Genomic DNA, 19862 nt, shown 5'->3' on the forward strand with positions numbered 1-19862 from the left:
CACAACGGCTGGTACTAAACCTCAACGGCGCAGAGTCGTCTCCTGCGCCATGTGCGAGAGTTTCGCCGGGTTGCGCACCGCGTACAACCCGCTGATCAGGCCGTTGTCGATGCGCAGAGCAACCACGGTGTCCAACTCGCCCTCGAACTTGAAGATCAACGCCGGGTAGCCGTTGACCTGGGCCGCCTCCATCTCCCAGTCGGTCACCTTCATCAGGCCACCGAGCAGCATGCGCGCCACCTTCGAAGCACCCACGACGGGACGTGCGACCGCCTGCTTCACACCGCCACCGTCACCGAGGAATACGACGTCCGGCGCCAGCAGGTTCAGAAGCGCCTGCAGATCACCGGTTTCGGTGGCGCGCTGGAAGGCGGCCAGCACCTTGCGGGTCTCCGCCTGGGTCACCACCTCGCGCGGGCGGCGGGCGGCCACGTGGGAGCGGGCCCGGTGCGCGATCTGGCGGACGGCGGCGGGGTTCTTGTCGACGGCCGAGGCGATCTCCTCGTAGTCCAGGTCGAAGACCTCGCGCAGGACGAAGACGGCGCGTTCGGTCGGGGTGAGCGTTTCGAGGACCAGCATCATCGCCATCGAGACGCTGTCGGCCAGTTCCACGTCGTCGGCGACGTCCGGCGCGGTGAGCAGCGGTTCGGGGAGCCAGGAACCCACGTAGGACTCCTTGCGACGGCCCAGGGTCCGCAACCTCGACAACGCCTGGCGGGTGACGATGCGGACCAGGTAGGCGCGATGGTTCTCGACGATGTCGTGCTCGACGCCGGCCCACTTGAGCCACGTCTCCTGCAGCACGTCCTCGGCGTCGGCGGCGGAGCCGAGCATCTCGTAGGCGATCGTGAAGAGCAGGTTGCGGTGGCTCACGAACGTGTCGGTCGCGACGTCCGGCATTGGTCTCCTCCTGACACGGGTCTCTCCACAAGACACCGGCCGACGAGGGTTTGTGACAGTGGCGTGAGTCACAAATCCGCCGTGTCACAGCCGAAGAGCGAGCGGCATCTCGTGGTCGTCAGGCAAGGCCCACGAGGGAGGAAATCATGGAATCGCGCTTCGACCTCTTCGCCACCGAAACCGGCGCCAAGATCGCCAAGCGGTTCGCAGGCCTCGGCATGGCGCTGCACCAGTCACCGCTGCCGAAGATCACGGCCGAGCTCGTCAACCTGCGGGCCAGCCAGATGAACGGCTGCGGCTTCTGCATCGACATGCACGTCAAGGAGGCCGTGGCGGCGGGCGAGGACCCGCTGCGGCTGCACCTGGTCGCCGGCTGGCGCGAGACGACCGTGTTCACCGAGGCCGAGCAGGCCGCGCTGGCGTTCGCGGAAGAGGGCACGCGGCTCACGCACGAGGGCGTGACCGACGAGACCTGGGCGAACCTGCGCAAGCACTACGACGACGAGCAGGTCGCATCGCTCGTCTGCCTGCTCGGGCTGATCAACGCCGCCAACCGGATGGCCGTGATCACGCACCAGAAGGGCGGCTCGTACCAGACCGGGATGCTGGCCCAGTTCGAGAGCTAGTGGATCCTGCCCCTGAGCATGATCATGCGCGGCGACCGCAGGACGTCGAGGTTCTCGCGAGGGTCCTCGTCGTAGACCACGATGTCCGCGGCCGCGCCTTCGGTCAGCGAGGGGAAACCGAGCCACTCGCGTGCGTTCCACGACGCTGCGCCGATGGCGTCGGCGGCGCTCATACCCACGCGGTGCAGTGCGGCGATCTCGTCGACGATGCGGCCGTGCTGGATGCCGCCGCCCGCGTCGGTGCCCGCGTAGACCGGCACACCGGCCTCGATCGCCGACGCCACGGTCGTGGAGACGCGGGCGTGCAGGGCGCGCATGTGGTTCGCGTACGCCGGGTACTTGGCCGCCCTGTCCGCGATGCCGGGGAACGTCTCGATGTTGATCAGCGTCGGCACCAGCGCGGTGCCCCGCGCGGCCATCAGCGAGATCGTGTCGTCGGTCAGGCCGGTGCCGTGCTCGATGCAGTCGATGCCCGCGTTGATCAGGCCGGGCAACGCGTCCTCGCCGAACACGTGCGCCGTCACCTTCGCACCAGCGTCGTGGGCGACCTTGATCGCCTGGGCCAGCTCCTCGTCCGTCCACAGTGGAGCGAGGTCGCCCACGCCGCGGTCGATCCAGTCGCCGACGAGCTTCACCCAGCCGTCGCCGTACGCGGCCTGCTCGGCGACCGCGGTGGGCAGGTCCGACTCGATCTCCACGCCGATGTGCGGGAGGTAGCGCTTCGGGCGGGCGATGTGGCGGCCCGCCCGGATGATCCGCGGCAGGTCCAGGCGCTCCTGCAGCGGCGTCGTGTCGATCGGCGAACCGCAGTCGCGGATCAGCAACGTGCCCGCGTCGCGGTCCGTCACTGCCTGTTCCACCGCTTCCGGCAGCTCCACGCCACCCTGCGGGCCCAGGCCGACGTGGCAGTGCGCGTCGACCAGGCCGGGCACCAGGAACCCGCCGTCGACAACGGTCTGAGCACCCGGCACCGGCCGGGTGCGGACCCGCCCGTTGACGACCCACAGGTCTCGCGGTTCGCCGTCGGGAAGGACGACGCCGCGCAGGTGCATGGTCACTTCTTCTTGTCGTCCCCGTCGAACTTGAACTTCGACGGGTCGAAGCCGGGCGGAAGCTCGTTCAGGTTGCCGCCGAGGTCGGGCAGACCGCCACCGGGAGGCAGGCCGGGCATACCTGGCATGCCGGCGGGCATGCCACCGGGGAACATGCCGGGGAAACCGCCCTTGATCTTGGGCGGCGTCGGGCCGCGGCCCTTGCCCTTCTTCCCCTTCTTGCCCTTGCCCTTCTTGCCGCCGCCACCACCGCCGAAGCCCATCCGGCCGGCCATGGCCGACATCATCTTGCGAGCCTCGAAGAAGCGGTTGACCAGGTCGTTGACGTCGCTGACCTTGACGCCCGAACCGTTGGCGATGCGCAGCCGGCGGGAGGCGTTGATGATCTTGGGGTCGTCGCGCTCCGCCGGGGTCATGCCGCGGATGATGGCCTGGATGCGGTCGAGGTGCTTCTCGTCCAGCATCGCGAGCTGGTCCTTCATCTGACCGGCACCGGGGAGCATGCCGAGCAGGTTCGCGATCGGGCCCATCTTGCGGATCGCGAGCATCTGCTCCAGGAAGTCCTCGAGCGTCAGCTGGCCGGAGTGCAGCTTCTGCGCGGCCTTCTCGGCCTGCTGCTGGTCGAAGTGCTGCTCGGCCTGCTCGATCAGCGTGAGGACGTCACCCATGCCGAGGATGCGCGAGGCCATCCGGTCGGGGTGGAAGACATCGAAGTCCTCGAGCTTCTCGCCGTTGGACGCGAACAGGATCGGCTGGCCGGTGACCTCGCGGACCGACAGCGCGGCACCACCGCGGGCGTCACCGTCGAGCTTCGTCAGCACCACGCCGGTGAAACCGACGCCGTCGCGGAACGCCGTGGCCGTGTTGACCGCGTCCTGACCGACCATGGCGTCGACCACGAACAGGACCTCGTCCGGGTTGACCGCGGCCCGGATGTCGATGGCCTGCTTCATCATCTCCTCGTCGACACCCAGCCGGCCGGCCGTGTCGACGAGGACGATGTCGTGCTGCTTCGCCCTGGCTTCCTCGATGCCGCGGCGCGACACCGCGACCGGGTCGCCCACGCCGTTGCCCGGCTCGGGAGCGAAGACGGGCACGCCCGCGCGCTCACCGACGACCTGGAGCTGCGTGACGGCGTTGGGGCGCTGCAGGTCGGCCGCGACGAGCAGCGGCGTGTGGCCCTGCCCCTTCAGCCACTTGGCGAGCTTGCCCGCGAGCGTCGTCTTACCAGCACCCTGCAGACCCGCCAGCATGATCACCGACGGCGGGTTCTTCGCGAGGTTCAGGCGGCGCGTCTCGCCACCGAGGACGTTGACCAGCTCCTCGTTGACGATCTTCACGACCTGCTGCGCCGGGTTCAGCGCCTGGTGGACCTCGGCACCCTTGGCGCGCTCCTTCACCTTGCCGATGAAGTTGCGCACAACTGGCAGCGCAACGTCGGCCTCGAGCAGGGCGACCCTGATCTCGCGCGCGGTGGCGTCGATGTCGGCGTCGCTGAGCCTGCCCTTGCCGCGGAGGCCCTGGAGGACCGTGGTCAGCCGGTCGGAAAGCGTGGAGAACACGCCGTCCAGACTAGCTAACCGCGATGCCGTGACTGGCCAAGGCCTCCAGCAGCACCGGTGGCCGCCGTCCCACGGGAGCCGTGGAGATCTGCGCGAACCGCAGACCGGCCGCCACCGCCGCCCCGTCCGCCACGGGATCGTCGCCCACGTACAGGCACTCGGAAGGCTCCACGTCGAGCCGGACGCACGCCGCCTCGAAGGCCCGCGCGGAAGGCTTGGCGAAGCCGATCTCGAACGACAGCGCGAAGGCGTCCACCACCAGCGACTCCCGCGCGAACACCGGCCGGATGTCCCACGAGATGTTGCTCAGCACCCCGACCTTCAACGGGCGCGCGGCGGCCAGAGCGGCCGGCGCGTCGGGATAGGGCACCCAGAACGCCGGGTTGTGCAGCCGCTGGAACACGTCGTCGGGCATGGAGAGGCCCGCCAGCCGGAACAGGGTCCAGTAGGCCGACCGGTTCGCCAGCGCCGTGAGGTCCCTGGCTTCCCACACGGCGCGTTCGGCGGCGTTCATGCGTGCCACGTAGGGGGCGGGCGCGCGCAGGACGGAGAGGTGGGCCGGCGAGAGCCATCGGTGGGTGGGACGCCCGAAGAGGGTGCCTGCGAAGTCGAAGAGAACCGCCTTGATCACGACACAATGATGCGCAGACCACCCGAGGTTCCCGCACGGGTGAGCAGCGTCACGCTGCCGAAGCCGGCAGGGACCCAGCCCGCCTCGAACCGGGCGCGCATCTCCATCCCGCGGCGGACGTGCCGTTCGAAGGCGTGGGTCCGCACCACGCGGCGGCGGGCGATCTGGCCGTCCAGGGCCTGGGCCGCCGAGGCGTCCAGCCACAGGAAGTGGCGGGAACGCCCCGACAGCAGACCGGCCAGGACCAGCATGAAACGGGTGCCGGGACGGGTGGACGGCTCGTGCACCACCAGCAGGCCCGTGCGGAACAACGCCGCCCAGAACACGCGGAGCCGGTGCGTGAGGTGCACGAAGACGCGCCAGTACTTGTACGGCAGGGGCATGCGCGGTTCGAGCCACATGCGCACTTGGTCGGAGTCGAGCACGGTGACCGGCTCCTCCGCGTCCAGGCGGGTGAGCAGCGTCGTCTTGCCCGCGCCGGGGATGCCGGCGAGGACGACGAGTGAGCGTGGCTGCACTCGGACGGCGGTGGTCTGCGTGTTCAACACGGCGGTCATGTCCTAGAAGACGTGTTGACCTTCCCTCTCGTTCAGTTTGGTCCGAATTCTGAGGAAATGCACAGAAGTTCAACGCCAGACGACTGCCCGGTACACGCCGCCCGCGAAACCCGCGCGGCCGATGATCTGTCCGTTCTCGGCCAGTCCCGTCACGACGCTGCTGGTCGAACCGGCGAGCACGGGCAGCGCCGTCTGCACGCCGGCGGCGTCCCACGTCACCGCCCACGAACCGGCGGTGCCGGCCACCACACCGGCGTTGTTGATCGCGGCGGCGACCGACGGCGACGGGGCGAGCGGTACGGCGGTGGGCGGCTCGGTCACCGTCCAGCGGACCGCCCGCGTGCCCGAGGTACCGACGGCGAAGCCGTTGTCGGAGATGTCGCGCGGGAAGGCGCCCACACCCAGCGACACGCGCCTGCGGCCCGGCCACAGCACACCTTCGTCGCCGACCCGGCCCACCGCGTCGGCGGCCTGGTTGTGGCCGTGCAGCTGCGCGCCGGCGTTGTCGTACACGTAAAGGCTGCCCTGGCCGGCGTTGGTCCACCGCGCGGGCGCGGTCCCCGAGTACCCGATCACCGTGTCATCGCTGGTCACGTGTGACGCCCGGCCCTCACCGACCACGAACGCCACCCCGTCGCGGTCCCAGACGACCGCGTGGCTGACGCCGTTGATCGTCGCGTCGCCGACGACGGTGCGGTTGTCGTTGATGTCCCAGGCGACCGAGGAGTCCGCGCCGGGCACGGTCAGCACGGTCAGCCGGCCGCGGTCGTCCCAGCGCGCGGCTCGTGCGCGGTTCGTGGAGTCGGCGACATAGCCGACGACGTTGCTCGCGCCGTTGACCGCGGTCGCCCACGAACCGAAGCCGAGATCGTCGAGTTTCGAGATGGGTGAGTAGCGGTCCCACCGGACCGCGTTCGCCGAACGGCCGTCCGAGCTCATCGAGACACCGGTGACGGTGCCGAACTCGTTGATGTCGGTGGCGATGCTCAGCTGATGACCCGGCAGCGTGCCGAGGTCCTCGACCGCCACGGCGGCTTGAGCGGAAGGAGTGGTCAGGAACGTCGCGGCGACGGCCACGACCGAGACCAATGACAGTTTGTTCTTCACGATGCAACCCCCAGCGTCGCGAATCCCCTACCCGCCACCCTGCCCCGGCCGCGCCGCCGTTGTCCAGGAAGCTGTCTCGTTGTCAGTGCCAGGGGACCGCATGGGGGAAGGGAAACACCGGCCGGAGAGTCCGGCGGTGTCATTGCACGGTGCCTCCCCCAGCTCCGCGAACGATCACCGCCGGCCTGCCCCGGCCGGGTCCACCGTCCAGAAAGTGTTCCACCCCTCGAGGACGCTTTCCGGACACCACAAGACTGCCGCGTGCCGGAACCGCTCAGGAGCGTGAGCACCCGGAGAGGTTGTGCGTAGAGCTACTCAACTGCTACCTGGCCGCCTCGAGCACGGCCCGTTCGATTCGCCGCCGGTCCAGTTCCGCGCCCGCGATGCTGAACGAGTCGACGACGGTCGCGCCCAACGTGGACACGCGCGCCCACTGCACGTCGACACCGCACTGCTCCAGCGCACCGGCCACCTTGTGCAGCAGCCCGATCCGGTCGGCCGCACGCAGTTCGAGCACCACCGCACCGGTCGCCTCGTCGTCGAACCACAGCACCTTCGCGGGCGGCGGGTCGAGCGGCGGGCCGCCGTAGTCGCGTTCCTTCGCGGCGAGCTTGTCCGCCAGCGGCAACGAGCCCTCGATCGCCCTGGACAGCTGTTCGCGCAGCAGCTTCGCGTCCGGCAACGAGCCGAAGCGCGGTGACACGGTGAACGTGTCCACCGTCGCGCCGCCGTGCGAGCGCAACGTCGCCGCGTGGACCTCCAGCGAGTTCAGCGCGAGCACGCCGGCCGCCTTGGACAGCATGCCAGGACGGTCCGGCGCGAGCACCGTCACGATCGCCGCGTGATCCTGCTTCTCCAGCAGCACTTCCGGCTTCCCCGACGCCGCGACACGTTCCGCCATCGTCACGTGCGCGGGGTCGAGCGGTTCCGGTTTGGGCAACGCCTCCCCGGCCATCGCCGTGCGGCAGCGTGCAACCAGGTCGGCCATCAGCGCGGCCTTCCAGTCCGTCCACACACCCGGTCCGGTCGCGAGGGAGTCCGACTCCGCCAAGGCGTGCAGCAGTTCCAGCAGCACCGCGTCGCCACCGAGCGTCTCCACCACCCGGTGCACGGTCGCCTCGTCCTCGACGTCACGCCGGGTCGCGGTGTGCGGCAGCAGGAGGTGGTGCCGGACCATCGCGGACAACGTCTCGACGTCCTGCGGCCACAACCCGATCCGCTCACCGATCTGGGTCGCCAGCGCGGCACCCACCTCGGAGTGGTCCTGCTGCCGGCCCTTGCCGATGTCGTGGATCAACGCGCCCAGCAGCAACAGGTCGGGCCGCGCCACCGTGGTCGCCAGCCGGGCGGCGTGCGCGACCGTCTGCACGAGATGCCGGTCGACCGTCCACATGTGCGCGGCGTCGCGCGGCGGAAGGTCCCGGACCGCGCCCCACTCGGGGAACAGCCGGCCCCACAACCCCGTGCGGTCCAACGCTTCCACGACGTCCACGAGCCCGCTTCCGCTGCCCAGCAACGCCAGCAGCTCCTCACGGGCCTCACGCGGCCACGGCTGGCGCAGCTCCGGCGCCGAGTCCGCGAGCCGGGTCAGCGTGCCGGACGCGATCGGGTGCTTGCTGCGAGCGGCAGCCGTGGCCACGCGCAACAACAGTGCGGGGTCGCGGCTGGGAACCGCGTCACGGGCGAGAGAGACCTCGGATCCGTGCAGCACAACGCCTTCGTCCAGCGGTCTGCGTGGCGGCTGTCCTCTCAGGAACGCGCCGAGCCCGCGCTTCGGCGCGGCGGCACGAGCCGTCCGCATCGCGACGTCGAACGCGTAGACGACCGTCCGTGCGGCAGAAGAAAGCGAACGGGCCAAAGCGAACCGGTCGGCCAGCCCCAGCGCCGAGGCGACCTCGTCACCGTCCTGCGCCCGCAGCACATCACGGGGTTTGCGCGCCACGCGACGAAGTTCGGTGCGCACGTCCAGCAGCAGTTTGCGGGCCTCGCCGACGTCGGCGGAGGGCCGATCCACGAGCTGTGCCAACGACAGCGCGTCCAGGATCGTGAGATCGCGCAGGCCACCGCGGCCGTGCTTCAGATCGGGTTCGACGCGGTGCGCGATCTCGCCACCGCGGCCCCAGCGCTTCTGCGACGACTCGGCGATCTCGTCCAGGCGGTTGCGCACGTTGCCGCGCCACGCCTGCCGAGCACCGTCGGCGAGCTTCTGCGAGACCTCCTGGTCGCCGGCGATGTGCCGGATGTCCAGCAGTCCCAAGGCGGTCCGCAGGTCACCGGCGGCGACCCTGAGCGCCTCCCCTACGGTGCGGACCGAGTGGTCGAGGCCGATGCCGGAGTTCCACAGCGGGTACCAGAGCTTCTCGGCGATCTGGTCGATGTTCTTGACACCGTTGTGCACCAGCACCAGGTCGAGGTCGGAGTAGGGCACGAGCTCACGCCGCCCCAGCCCGCCGACCGCCACGAGCGCAATACCCGATCCGGATATCCCCGCTCCCCCCGCGTGTTTGGTCAACCAGAACTCGTGCAGGTCCACGAGTGCTTCGCGCAGAGGTTCGGCGGCCAAGCGACGACGACCTGGTGCGAGCAGCCTTTCGCGTGCTCGCACCAGGTCGTCAGCCGTGACGACGGCCGTTTCGTTGTTCTCCACGGGCCGTCTCCTCAGTTGTTTACAGCGCGTCCGATCCACGTTCGCCGGTGCGGACCCGCACCACCGTGTCGACCGGAGTCACCCAGACCTTGCCGTCGCCGATCTTGCCGGTGCGGGCGGCCTCGACCACCGCTTCCAGCACCTTCTCCACGGCGTTGTCGTCCACGACGACCTCGACCTTGATCTTGGGGACGAAGTCCACGGAGTACTCGGCACCCCGGTAGACCTCGGTGTGGCCCTTCTGGCGGCCGTAGCCCTGCACCTCGCTGACGGTCATGCCCAGCACCCCGAGCTGTTCCAGGGAGCTCTTCACGTCGTCGAGCGTGAACGGCTTGATGATCGCGGTGACCAGCTTCATTTCTTGTTGCTCCCCTCGAGAACCGCGGTCGCACCCGCGGCCACGCTCGCCTTGCCGGTACCACGCGCGCTGGTGAGGCTGCCGTACTCGTAGGCGCGCTCAGCGTGCTCAGCCTCGTCGATGCTGGCGACCTCCGCCTCCTCCGACGCGCGGAACCCGACGGTGAACTTCACCAGGTAACCGAGCAGCAGGCTCAGCACGAACGAGTAGGCGAGCACCGCGAACGCACCGACGGCCTGACGCCACAGCTGGTCGACGCCGCCGCCGTAGAAGAGACCGTTGATCTTGGCCGGGGCCGCGTCGCTGGCGAAGAGACCGATCAGGATCGTGCCGGACAGACCACCGACTAGGTGCACGCCGACGACGTCGAGCGAGTCGTCGAAACCGAGGCGGTACTTGAGGCTCACGGCCAGCGCGCACAGCACACCGGTGATCGCGCCGATCGCGATGGCGCCGATCGGGGTGACCGAGGAACAGGCGGGCGTGATCGCGACCAGACCGGCGATGACACCTGAGGCCGCACCGAGCGTGGTGGCCTTGCCGTCACGGATCCGCTCGGTCAGCATCCAGCCGAGCATCGCGGCGCAGGTGGCGACGAGCGTGTTGATGAACGTGACACCGGCGGTGGCGTTCGCGCCCAGGGCCGAACCGGCGTTGAAGCCGAACCAGCCGAACCACAGCAGACCGGCGCCGAGCACGACCAGCGGCAGGCTGTGCGGCTTCATGGGCTCCTTCGGCCAGCCGACGCGCTTGCCGAGCACCAGAGCCAGGGCGAGACCAGCCGCACCGGCGTTGATGTGCACCGCGGTACCACCGGCGAAGTCGATCGCGAGGAGCTTGTTGGCGATCCAGCCACCGGGGTCGACGACGTTGCCGGCCTCGTCCTTGCCGTCGAAGTCGAAGACCCAGTGCGCGACCGGGAAGTACACGACCGTCGCCCACAGGCCGGCGAACAGCAGCCACGGGCCGAACCGGGCGCGGTCCGCGATCGCACCGGAGATCAGCGCGACCGTGATGATCGCGAACATCGCCTGGAACGCCACGAACACGGTACTCGGGATCTTGGCGGGCAGCGCGAGCGACTCGGGCGCCAGCAGTCCGCTGAGACCGAAGAACTCGAACGGCTTGCCCAGCAGGCCAGCGCCGACGTCCGCACCGAATGCCGTCGAGTACCCGAACAGCACCCAGAGGACACCGACAACGGCCATCGCGCCCAAGCTCATCATCATCATGTTGAGCACGCTCTTCGAACGGACCATACCTCCGTAGAAGAAGGCAAGGCCCGGCGTCATCAGCAGCACCAGGGCGGCGCTGATGAGCACCCAGGCGGTGTCCCCTGTATCCACTTCGACCTCCACTGCACGTCGGTTGCAGGGAGCATCGGGATGTCCTGTTTCACCCGCTTACGTGGAACGTTTCGCGCAGGTGAACTGTCGACCTGGACGTGTTACGTCCACGTTTCACGGCGTTCACGGTCACGATTCGGCCACCTCACGGCGGCGACCCGGTGACGAGCTGTAGCCCGCGCCGTCCCTCTTCCGAGGCAATCGACCATCCCGCCCACGCCCGCTGGATACCGTGGGCTGATGCGCGCCTTCGCCGTGCCGCTGGTCGTCGTCACGTGTTCGGCGTTCGTCGCGTTCGCCGTCTACATGTTCCAGGAGCTGAAGGTGACGGTCGCGGGCGCGCACGGATTCGACGTGATCACGCAGGGAGAGCAGGTGGTGGGCGAGGTCCGGCAGGAGACCGGCACCTGCGCCGATCCGTTCAGGGCGATGAAGGTGGTCCCGCACTCCAGCCGCACCAGGATGACCCTGGAAGTCCGGCCGCAGCCGCAGCCGCAGCTCGTCATCAACGCGATCCGGCTGCGAGTGGACGCCGTCACACCCCTGTACCGGAAGGCGCGGTACCTGTACCACTGCGCCGGTCCCGCCGAGCCCACCGCCACCCGTGTGCGGGTCGACGCGAGCAAGGAGACCGTGTACTCCGTCGAGGGTGCGTTCCCGCGTCAGGCGCCGACGGGCACTGGGTGTGGTGCGACCGGCAGTGGCGCCCGGGCGAACGGTGCTAGCGACGAACTGACCCTGCCCCCCGGCGTGTACATCGGGGGGCAGGGTCAGTGACCTGTGAACTTAGAACGGTCCAGCGATCTTCGGCTTCGCCGACAGCACCGACGCCTCGACAGGAGGCTCCACCGCGGCACAGGACGTGCCATTGCGCGGCAGCTTCAACGACACCATGTACTCGTTGTTGATCTTCAGCGTGCACTCGCTGCGGTCGTAGACGCCGTGGCCCCAGCCCTCGTAGGTCACGAAGACGGTGGTGTCACGGGACTGCTTGTGCGCGTTGACGGCCCACTCGTAGACCGTCGCCGTGTCGTACCTGGAGTTGGTGAGCAGGATCTTCGGCGCGTTCTTGATCTTCAGCGGGTGCTGGGGGTTCGTGGCCTTCGGGAACCCGACGCAACCCATCATGGCGCCGTGGCCGATCGACGAGCCGAGGGTGTCCGGCGCGACACGCTTCTCCATGGCGTTCAGCGCCTGGTACTCGCCCCACGAGCTGACGCGGAGGTTGTAGTCGTTGCAGAAGATGCCCGCGAACGGGTTCTCGAACGTCTCACCCTCCGCGAACGCACCGGCGGCCACCGGCGCACCCTGAACGAGCGTCGCGATGTAGTCGGCGAACGGCTTGAAGGCCGGGCCGTAACCCATGCCGACCACGTTGGCACCGAGGCGCTCGGCGGTGATGACGTTGCCGTTCGAGTCCTTCAGCTCACCGCGGGCGGCCTTGGCGAGCAGGTCCTTCCAGATCTTGCGCAGGTCCTTGCCGTAGAACGGCGACGACGGCGTGCGGTCGCTCCACTTGACCCACTCGTTGAACATGTCCTGCGCACCGCGCGCCTCGGTCTCGAGGAACTTCCAGGTGCCGAGGCTGTGGTCCATGTTGGAGTCGATGATCATGGCGCGGATGTTGCGGCCGTACTGCTCCGCGTAGTGCTGACCCATGATCGTGCCGTACGAGATGCCGTAGTAGTTGATCTTCTTCTCGCCCAGCGCGCGGCGGATCGAGTCGATGTCGTTGGCGACGTCCCGCGTCGAGGCGTGGTCGAAGATCGGGCCGGACTGCTTGCGGCAGTCCTCGCGCAGCTCCTTGTTGAACGCGACCAGCTGGTCGAACTCGGCCTTGGTCTTCGGGTAGTCGGACGGCTGCTTGCGCAGCAGGTCGGCCGAGCACTTGATCGGCTGGCTGCGCGCGACGCCACGCGGGTCGAACCCGATGACGTCGAACTTGTCGACGATCTCCTTGCTGAAGTAGCGGTCGGCGCCGAACGAGAAGTCGACACCGGAGCCGCCGGGGCCACCGGGGTTGATGACCATCGCACCGATCCGGCCGGCCTGGTCGTTGGCCTTGCGGCGCGACACCGCCAGCTTGAACTTCTCACCGGCCGGCTTGGCGTAGTCGATCGGCAGCTCCAGGAAGCCGCAGTCCGTCGTCGGAACTTCCTCGCACGGCTTCCAGTCGATCGCGCCGACCTTGAACTCCGGCTGCCCCTCCGGAGCCGCCAGCGCGAGCGGTGACACACCCAGTACCAATGCAGAACTCGCGAGCGCGGCTCCGAAGACGCGCATCATCGGTTGCATGGATTTCCTCCCTAGATCCCCGATCTTGCGGGAGGAAACGCTTCCACCGATCGTGTGACGCAGACAACCAACCGAGGTAGGGAAAAGAATCAGCCTGTGGTCGGACAACCACCCTCAGTTAGTCGTTCTGGTCCACATCGTCCGGAGGTGTGCTAGCCCGTCACTCGTAGGGGTGCCTACGACGCGCAGGCGAGCCATGCCTCCGTCCGGATAGATGTCGAGCCGTACCTGCGTCGCCTCGACACCGTCCACGACGAACCGGTGCCGCGTGTCGGGCTGCAGCCGGGTGCGGGGCAGGACGCCGAACCAGGCGTCCGGGTCCTTGCGCTCGTCGCAGCCGCTCACCGACGCCCAGCCCGGTGCGTTGCCCTTGAAGTGGCTGGTGTCGAGCTCGACGAGCTGCACGACACCGGGTGCGGCGAGCCGGACCGACACCCAGTCGTTGCCGTCGTCACGCCGGCGCGCGGTCTCCCAGCCCTCGCCCATGACCGTGGCCTGACCGGGAGCGATGAGGTTGTTCGGCGAGCTGTAGAACATGTTGCTGCAACCGGTGACGACGGCGCCGTTCTCCAGCGCCGCGAGGTCGATGCCCGGCACGAGCAGCCGCGGGTCGGCGATCGGTTCACCGTGGACGCGCAGCCTGGCGACGCCGCCGTCCGGGTCGATGGTGAGGCGGACGTGCGTGACGCGGCGGTCCTCCGCCACGTCGAAGAAGTGCTTCTCGTCGCCCTTCAGCGCGGACCGCTCGACCAGCGGGAACCACTCGGTGATCTCGTCGGCGGACGGATAGCCGTCGGCCTGGGCACCTTCCACCCAGCAGAACGGCGGGTAGTTGCCCTTGAAGAACGCCGTGTCGACGACGATTCCGCGCACGACACCGGGCATGCCGAGCCGGATCACCGCCTGGTCCACCCCTGCCTCACGACGGCGCCTGGTCTCCCAGCCGTCGTAGATCTGTCCTTTGTGGCCGAAGGTGTAGGTCTGGTAGACCGGCTCGGCTGGCTTGATCAGGTTCTCCCGCTCCGCGAACAGCTCGTCGTTCGCCCACACCACACCACCCCCGACCGCGCGCGAGGCGAGATCGGGCAGCCGGGTCCACTCCGTCATGCTTCTCCTCTGCGTAGCAGCTTGCCTTGCGTCTCACTGATTTCCTTGCCACGCAACCACGTCTGGCGCACGACGCCGTGCAACGTGCGACCGTGGTACGGCGTGACCGGGTTGCGGTGGTGGAGCTTGTTCTTGTCCACCACGAACGTCTCGTCCGGCGCGAACACCACGAGGTCCGCGTCCTTGCCGGGTTCGATGGCGCCCTTGCTCTCCAGCCCGACCTGACGTGCCGGGTGGGCGGCCATCCAGCGCACGACGTCGGTGAGCTGGAAGCCCCGTTCGCGCGCCCCCGTCCACACCGCGGGCAGGCCCAGCTGCAGCGACGCGATGCCGCCCCAGGCCGTGGCGAAGTCGCCTTCCTTCAGCTCGACCGTGCTCGGCGAGTGGTCGCTCACCACGAGGTCGATCAGGCCCTCCCGCAGCCCCCACCAGAGCGCCTCGCGGTTCGCCTCCTCGCGGATCGGCGGGCAGCACTTGAACTCCGTCTGCCCGTCGTGGATCTCCTCCGCGGTGAACGTGAGGTAGTGCGGGCAGGTCTCGGCGCTGATCGGCAACCGGTCGCGCTTCGCGGCCTCCAGGATCGAGAGGGCGTCGGACGACGAGAGGTGCAGGATGTGCGTGCGGGCACCGGTCCTGCGGGTCAGCTCGACGACGTCGCTGATCGCCCGGTTCTCGGCCTCACGCGGCCGTGAGGCGAGGAACCCCGCGTAGTCCGGTTCGGCGTCACGAACCGTGTGCGCGTCCTCGGCGTGCACGATCGTCAACGCGTCGAGCGTCGCCAGTTCGCGCAACGCCGCTTCCAGCTCAGCCGTGGTGACGGCGGGGAACTCGTCGACGCCCGAGTGCAGCAGGAAGCACTTGAAGCCGAAGACGCCGGCCTCGTGCAGCGGCTTCAGGTCGGCCAGGTTGCCGGGGACGATGCCGCCCCAGAACCCGACGTCGACCGACACGTTCGCCGCCGCCTTGCGCTTGATCTCCAGCGCCTCCAGCTCCACCGTCGGCGGGATGCTGTTCAGCGGCATGTCGATGATCGTCGTGACGCCACCGGCGGCCGCGGCCCTCGTGGCGGTCTCGAAGCCCTCCCACTCGCTGCGGCCGGGGTCGTTGACGTGCACGTGCGTGTCGACGAGACCGGGCAGCAGCACCTCGTCGTCCGCGAGGTGCACGACGTTCGGCGAGTCGATGTGCTGCTCGACGGCGACGATCCGACCGTCGACGACACCGACGTCGCACGCGATCTCGCCCTGCGGGGTGATCACCCTGCGGGCGCGGAAGACCAGGTCCATGCCGCTCACTCTGACACCCAGTCGCGGGCGATGCGACCGCCGATGCCGGCGAGCAGTGGTTCGGCCTGGGCCATGCATCTCGTGACGTCCGGCTCGATGTCCAGCAACGCGTAGGCGGCCTGCAGCCCCAGGTCGCCCGGTTCGATCGAGCACTGACCCGCCACCGCGACCACCGGGACGTCACCGGACGCCCTGACCACGCCGAACGGTGCCTTGCCGTGCCGGGTCTGGGCGTCCAGCGAACCCTCGCCCGTGATCACCAGCGAGGCTTCCCCGACCGCCTCGGCGAACCCGACCAGTTCCAGCACCACCTCGATGCCCGGCCGGAACCGCGCACCGAGCACCGCGAGCGCGGCGAACCCGATCCCGCCCGCGGCACCGGCGCCGGGCCGGTCCGCGTGCTCCAGGCCCAGCCTGGAAGCGAAAGCCGCGAGCCGGGCCTCGAGGATCTCGACCTGATCAGGTGAGGCGCCCTTCTGCGGCCCGTAGACCGCCGCCGCGCCCGTCGGGCCGAGCAGCGGGTTGTCCACGTCCGAGGCCAGCACGAGGTCGACGCCGTCGAACGACGCCCCGCCCAGCGCCTCCAGCATCCCCGCGCCGCCGTCCGTGCACGCGCTGCCGCCGAGCCCGAGCACGATCGTGGTGCAGCCGGTGTCCAGCGCGGCTTTGAGCAGCTCACCGACGCCGTGGCTGGTGGCGTCGAGCGGCGCCGGCCGGTCGAGCAGCGTGAGCCCGGCCGCCGCGGCGGCCTCGACCACGGCGATGGTGCCCCTGACCGCGAAGGACGCCGGCACCGGCTTGCCGACCGGGCCGGTGACCCAGCGCCCCACCTTCACGAACCCGGCGGCGACGGCGGCGTCGACCGTGCCGTCGCCGCCGTCCGCCACCGGGAGGCAGCGCACGTCCACGTCCGGGACCGCCTCCCGCAGGCCGCGCGCGACGGCGGCAGCGACCTGCGGGGCGGTGAGCGATCCCTTGAACTTGTCCGGCGCGACAATCACGTGACTCACGGGATCGGCTCGAATTCCTTCATCGCGGCGATGGACGTGCCGTTCGCGGTGTTGCCCTCGCGTTCGATCATGATCTCCACGAGCACCGGCCGTTGCGTGCGGTCGGCTTCTTTGCGCGCCCACTCCAGCGAGCTGCGGATCTCGCCGGGATCGGCCACGCGAACCCCGGAGCACCCGTAGGCCTCCATGATCTTCACGTTGTCCGAGCCGGTGGTGTCGTAGTGGATGTCGACCTCGTACTTCATGTCGTAGCCACCGTGGTCCTCCGCCATCCTGATCAGGCCGAGGTACTCGTTGTTCAGCATGATCAGCACGAACGGCACGTCGTACTGGGCGCCGACCGCGAGCTCCTCCACGAGGAACTGGAACGAGTAGTCGCCGACGATGCCGACGACCTCGGCGTCCGGCCTGGCCTTCTTGACCCCGATGGCCGCCGGGATCTCCCAGCCGAGCGGGCCTGCCTGGCCGCACACCTGGTAGTGGCGCGGCTTGTGCGCCTTCTGGTGCTGGCCGGACCAGATCTGGTAGAGCCCGATGGCCGTGACGAAGTAGGTGTCCGGGCCGTAGAACTCGTTGATCTCCTTGAACACCCGCGGCGCCTTGACCGGGACGGTGTCGAAGTCCTCGCGCCGCAGCAGGGTCCGCTTGAGCTCCTGGCACCGTTCGACCCAGACACCCTTGTCCCGCGGCCCGTGCTGCTTCGCCTTTTCCAGCAGGGCCTGCAGGAACAACTTGGTGTCGGCCACGATCCCGAGGTCGGGCCCGAACACCTTGCCGATCTGGGTCGGCTCGACGTCGACGTGGATGAACTTGCGGTCGCCGCGGTAGGTCGCGAGGTCACCGGTGTGCCGGTCGCCGAACCGCGCGCCCAGCGCGAGCACGAGGTCGGACTCCAGGAACGACGCGTTGCCGTACCGCTGCGAGGTCTGGATGCCGGTCATGCCCGCGTAGAGCGGATGATCCTCGTCGATGGCGCCCTTGCCCATCAGCGTGGCCTGGATCGGGATCTGCAGGAACTCAGCCAGGTCCAGCAGCTCGGCGGACGCCTCGCCGAGGATGACACCGCCACCGGCGAGCAGCAGTGGGCGTTCGGCGGCCAGCAGCATCTCCAGCGCCCGTTCCACGCGTGCGTCGGAGGGAGCGCTTTTCTGCACCGGCAACGGTTCGTCGATCGTGGGGTCCCACTCGATCTCCTGCTTCTGCACGTCGATCGGCAGGTCGATCAGCACCGGGCCAGGACGGCCGGAGCGGGCGATCCGGAACGCCTCGCGGAAGATCCACGGCATCTGCGCGGCTTCCTTCACCTGCACCGCCCACTTCGTGACAGGTGCGGCGATCGAGACGATGTCGACGGCCTGGAACGCCTCCTGGTGCAGCTTCGACACCGCGGCCTGGCCGGTGATGCACAGGATCGGCACCGAGTCGGCCTGCGCGGTGTAGAGGCCGGTGATCATGTTCGTGCCGGCCGGGCCCGAGGTGCCGATCGCGACGCCGACGTTGCCGGTCGTGCGCGACCAGCCGTCGGCCATGTGGGTGGCGCCCTCCTCGTGCCGCACGATGAGGTGCTCGATCGACCCGTCCTGCTCCATCGCCTTGTACAGCGGCAGGATCGCGGCGCCGGGGCAGCCGAACACGGTGTCGATGCCCTCGGACTTCAGGACCTCGACGACCGCTTGCATGACTGGGATCTTCGGCATGTCAGGCCCTTCCCGCGAAGTTCTCGATGACCTTGAGCAGCGCGGAGTGGTCGAGCGACCCGTAGCCCTGCGCGCGTGCCGCCGCGACCAGCGCGGCGATCTGGTTGGTGACCGGCAGCGCGACGTCGGCGGCGCGTGCCGCGTCCAGCGCGATGCCCATGTCCTTGTGGTGCAGGTCGATCCGGAAGCCGGGCTGGAACTCGCGCGCGATCATCGTTTCGCGCTTGAGGTCGAGGATCCGGTTCGCCGCGAGACCGCCGGCGAGCACGTCCAGACCCGCCTTCGGGTCGACGCCGGACGCCTCCAGCAGCACGATCGACTCGGCGACGAGCGCGTAGATACCGCCGACCATGAGCTGGTTCGCGGCCTTCACCACCTGGCCGGCGCCGTGCGGTCCGACGTGGACGATCGTCTTGCCGACGACCTCCAGGAACGGCCTGGCGGCGGCGAAGTCGGCCTCGTCCCCGCCGACCATGATGCTGAGGCTGGCCTGCTGGGCACCGGTCTGACCACCGCTGACCGGCGCGTCGAGCACGCGGACGTGGCTGAGCTTGCGCGCGATCTCGATCGACGTGGACGGCCGGATGGTGCTCATGTCGATCAGCAGGGTGCCGTCGTCGAAGGTGACCTCGTCGATGACGGCCTCGACCTGCGGGTGGTTTGGCAGCATCGTGATGACGACCTCGGCGCCGGTGACGGCGTCCTGGGCGGATGCCGCCGCCTTGCCGCCTTGCTCGGCGAGCTTCTCCAGCGACGCGGAGCTGAGGTCGAAGCCCGTCACGTCGTGACCGGCGGCTACCAGGTGGGCCGCCATCGGGCTGCCCATGATGCCGAGTCCGATGAAACCGATCCTGGTCATGCGTTGTCCCTCCAAGCGAAGGAGTGGGTGACGGGCTTGTACTCGGCGCCGACGAAGCCCGTGTAGCCGTTGGCGCGGAGCTTCGCGAGGTGCCCGAAGAGGTCGAGCTCGCCGGTGCCGGGCTCACCGCGTCCGGGAGCGTCGGCGATCTGCACGTGACCGATGCGGTCGACGTGGTCGGCGAGGGTGTCGAGGTCGTCGCCGTTCGTGGCGAGGTGGTAGAGGTCGGCGAGCAGCTTCACGTTGCCGCGGTCGATCTCGTCGATGACGTCGAACGCCTGTTGGGCGGTCTTGATCGGGTACTTCGGCGCGCCGCTGAGTGGTTCGACGACGATCTGGGCGCCCGCCTCGGCCGCGACGTCGGCGGCGAAGCGGTAGTTCGAGATGGTCTGCGCGGTGGTCTCGAAGTTGCCGTGCAGCGCGTTGAGCGTGCGGCAGCCGAGGCGGGCCGCGATGGCCACCGTGACCTCGACGTTCGTCCGGAACTCCGTCTCGCGGCCCGGCCAGCTCGCGAGGCCGCGATCGCCCGCGGGCATGTCGCCCGCGAAGAAGTTGAGGCCGACGAGGCGCACACCGGCGTCTTCGATGGCGCTCTCGAACGCCTCGATCTCGCGCGTTTCGGGTACGGCGTCCGCGAACGGCCACCAGATCTCGACCGCGTCGAACCCGGCGGCACGCGCCGCCTGCGGACGCTCGAGCAGCGGCAGCTCGGTGAACAACATCGAAAGGTTCGCATCGAACATCGGTGGCTTGTCCTTCCACATTGCGGAAGTTAGATTTCGTACTACGGAGACACTAGACATCCCACTTGGCTCCGGTCAA

The 19862-nt window shown here is 69.0% G+C and carries 18 protein-coding genes; 2 read left to right on the plus strand and 16 right to left on the minus strand.

The window, feature by feature from the left end:
- Positions 1-21: 21 nt before the first annotated feature.
- Positions 22-900 (minus strand): RNA polymerase sigma-70 factor, encoded by an 879-nt coding sequence (locus ABFX45_RS16850; protein ID WP_346130907.1) that lies wholly within the window; start codon positions 898-900, stop codon positions 22-24.
- A 146-nt stretch (positions 901-1046) separates the two neighbouring features.
- Here ABFX45_RS16850 and ABFX45_RS16855 point away from each other — a divergent pair, with 146 nt between their 5' ends.
- Entirely contained in the window at positions 1047-1526 is a 480-nt protein-coding gene (locus tag ABFX45_RS16855; RefSeq protein ID WP_109634066.1) for a carboxymuconolactone decarboxylase family protein, read from the plus strand.
- On the opposite strand, the gene ABFX45_RS16860 is transcribed toward ABFX45_RS16855, so the two are convergent.
- From ABFX45_RS16860 to ABFX45_RS16895, 8 genes are all read right to left on the minus strand, one after another.
- Positions 1523-2578, minus strand: coding sequence for an amidohydrolase family protein (locus tag ABFX45_RS16860; RefSeq protein WP_346131025.1), 1056 nt, complete (start codon positions 2576-2578; stop codon positions 1523-1525). The two genes, ABFX45_RS16855 and ABFX45_RS16860, sit on opposite strands and share 4 nt — an antisense overlap.
- A 2-nt stretch (positions 2579-2580) precedes the next feature.
- Positions 2581-4140, minus strand: coding sequence for a signal recognition particle protein (gene ffh / locus ABFX45_RS16865; RefSeq protein ID WP_112229945.1), 1560 nt, complete (start codon positions 4138-4140; stop codon positions 2581-2583).
- Positions 4141-4150: 10 nt separating this feature from the next.
- On the minus strand, positions 4151-4771 hold the full coding sequence (locus tag ABFX45_RS16870) for an HAD family hydrolase (protein ID WP_346130910.1): 621 nt from the start codon (positions 4769-4771) through the stop codon (positions 4151-4153).
- Entirely contained in the window at positions 4768-5328 is a 561-nt protein-coding gene (locus ABFX45_RS16875; protein ID WP_170154820.1) for an AAA family ATPase, read from the minus strand. Before ABFX45_RS16875 ends, ABFX45_RS16870 begins: the two co-directional genes overlap by 4 nt.
- Positions 5329-5397: 69 nt before the next feature.
- Positions 5398-6435, minus strand: coding sequence for a hypothetical protein (locus ABFX45_RS16880; RefSeq protein WP_346130913.1), 1038 nt, complete (start codon positions 6433-6435; stop codon positions 5398-5400).
- Between the two features lie 322 nt (positions 6436-6757).
- Positions 6758-9082 (minus strand): [protein-PII] uridylyltransferase, encoded by a 2325-nt coding sequence (locus ABFX45_RS16885; RefSeq protein WP_112229947.1) that lies wholly within the window; start codon positions 9080-9082, stop codon positions 6758-6760.
- Positions 9083-9101: 19 nt separating this feature from the next.
- Complete coding sequence (locus ABFX45_RS16890) at positions 9102-9440, minus strand: P-II family nitrogen regulator (RefSeq protein ID WP_109634076.1); 339 nt, start codon at positions 9438-9440, stop codon at positions 9102-9104.
- On the minus strand, positions 9437-10786 hold the full coding sequence (locus ABFX45_RS16895) for an ammonium transporter (protein ID WP_109635211.1): 1350 nt from the start codon (positions 10784-10786) through the stop codon (positions 9437-9439). The genes ABFX45_RS16890 and ABFX45_RS16895 overlap by 4 nt, the downstream gene beginning before the upstream one ends.
- A 240-nt stretch (positions 10787-11026) precedes the next feature.
- On the opposite strand from ABFX45_RS16895, the gene ABFX45_RS16900 reads away from it, so the two are divergent.
- Positions 11027-11563: a hypothetical protein gene (locus tag ABFX45_RS16900; RefSeq protein WP_346130916.1), complete on the plus strand. Its 537-nt coding sequence runs from the start codon at positions 11027-11029 to the stop codon at positions 11561-11563.
- 9 nt (positions 11564-11572) lie between these two features.
- Here ABFX45_RS16900 and ABFX45_RS16905 read toward each other — a convergent pair whose 3' ends face one another.
- The 7 genes from ABFX45_RS16905 to ABFX45_RS16935 all read right to left on the minus strand — a co-directional run bounded on the left by ABFX45_RS16905 (position 11573) and on the right by ABFX45_RS16935 (position 19783).
- Positions 11573-13081, minus strand: coding sequence for an alpha/beta fold hydrolase (locus tag ABFX45_RS16905; protein ID WP_346130918.1), 1509 nt, complete (start codon positions 13079-13081; stop codon positions 11573-11575).
- A gap of 114 nt (positions 13082-13195) precedes the next feature.
- The gene (gene alc / locus ABFX45_RS16910; protein ID WP_346130920.1) at positions 13196-14188 is read right to left on the minus strand and encodes an allantoicase; all 993 of its coding nucleotides are present in this window, start codon (positions 14186-14188) and stop codon (positions 13196-13198) included.
- Positions 14185-15474, minus strand: coding sequence for an allantoinase AllB (allB, locus tag ABFX45_RS16915; RefSeq protein WP_346131027.1), 1290 nt, complete (start codon positions 15472-15474; stop codon positions 14185-14187). The genes alc and allB overlap by 4 nt, the downstream gene beginning before the upstream one ends.
- Positions 15475-15479: 5 nt before the next feature.
- Complete coding sequence (locus ABFX45_RS16920; RefSeq protein WP_346130922.1) at positions 15480-16484, minus strand: glycerate kinase family protein; 1005 nt, start codon at positions 16482-16484, stop codon at positions 15480-15482.
- Positions 16481-18181: a glyoxylate carboligase gene (gene gcl, locus ABFX45_RS16925; RefSeq protein WP_109634087.1), complete on the minus strand. Its 1701-nt coding sequence runs from the start codon at positions 18179-18181 to the stop codon at positions 16481-16483. Before gcl ends, ABFX45_RS16920 begins: the two co-directional genes overlap by 4 nt.
- Before the next feature lies 1 nt (position 18182).
- Positions 18183-19040, minus strand: coding sequence for an NAD(P)-dependent oxidoreductase (locus ABFX45_RS16930; RefSeq protein ID WP_346130924.1), 858 nt, complete (start codon positions 19038-19040; stop codon positions 18183-18185).
- Complete coding sequence (locus ABFX45_RS16935) at positions 19037-19783, minus strand: hydroxypyruvate isomerase family protein (protein WP_233439335.1); 747 nt, start codon at positions 19781-19783, stop codon at positions 19037-19039. Before ABFX45_RS16935 ends, ABFX45_RS16930 begins: the two co-directional genes overlap by 4 nt.
- Between the last annotated feature and the right edge of the window lie 79 nt (positions 19784-19862).

The organism is Lentzea roselyniae (genome assembly GCF_039537795.1).
Lineage (GTDB): Bacteria > Actinomycetota > Actinomycetes > Mycobacteriales > Pseudonocardiaceae > Lentzea > Lentzea atacamensis.

Coding starts and splice junctions, on each gene's coding strand:
- ABFX45_RS16850 (WP_346130907.1), bottom strand. CDS start 900: ATGCCGGACGTCGCGACCGACACGTTCGTGAGCCACCGCAACCTGCTC.
- ABFX45_RS16855 (WP_109634066.1), top strand. CDS start 1,047: ATGGAATCGCGCTTCGACCTCTTCGCCACCGAAACCGGCGCCAAGATC.
- ABFX45_RS16860 (WP_346131025.1), bottom strand. CDS start 2,578: ATGCACCTGCGCGGCGTCGTCCTTCCCGACGGCGAACCGCGAGACCTG.
- ABFX45_RS16875 (WP_170154820.1), bottom strand. CDS start 5,328: ATGACCGCCGTGTTGAACACGCAGACCACCGCCGTCCGAGTGCAGCCA.
- ABFX45_RS16890 (WP_109634076.1), bottom strand. CDS start 9,440: ATGAAGCTGGTCACCGCGATCATCAAGCCGTTCACGCTCGACGACGTG.
- ABFX45_RS16900 (WP_346130916.1), top strand. CDS start 11,027: ATGCGCGCCTTCGCCGTGCCGCTGGTCGTCGTCACGTGTTCGGCGTTC.
- ABFX45_RS16905 (WP_346130918.1), bottom strand. CDS start 13,081: ATGCAACCGATGATGCGCGTCTTCGGAGCCGCGCTCGCGAGTTCTGCA.
- alc (WP_346130920.1), bottom strand. CDS start 14,188: ATGACGGAGTGGACCCGGCTGCCCGATCTCGCCTCGCGCGCGGTCGGG.
- allB (WP_346131027.1), bottom strand. CDS start 15,474: ATGGACCTGGTCTTCCGCGCCCGCAGGGTGATCACCCCGCAGGGCGAG.
- gcl (WP_109634087.1), bottom strand. CDS start 18,181: ATGCCGAAGATCCCAGTCATGCAAGCGGTCGTCGAGGTCCTGAAGTCC.
- ABFX45_RS16930 (WP_346130924.1), bottom strand. CDS start 19,040: ATGACCAGGATCGGTTTCATCGGACTCGGCATCATGGGCAGCCCGATG.
- ABFX45_RS16935 (WP_233439335.1), bottom strand. CDS start 19,783: ATGTTCGATGCGAACCTTTCGATGTTGTTCACCGAGCTGCCGCTGCTC.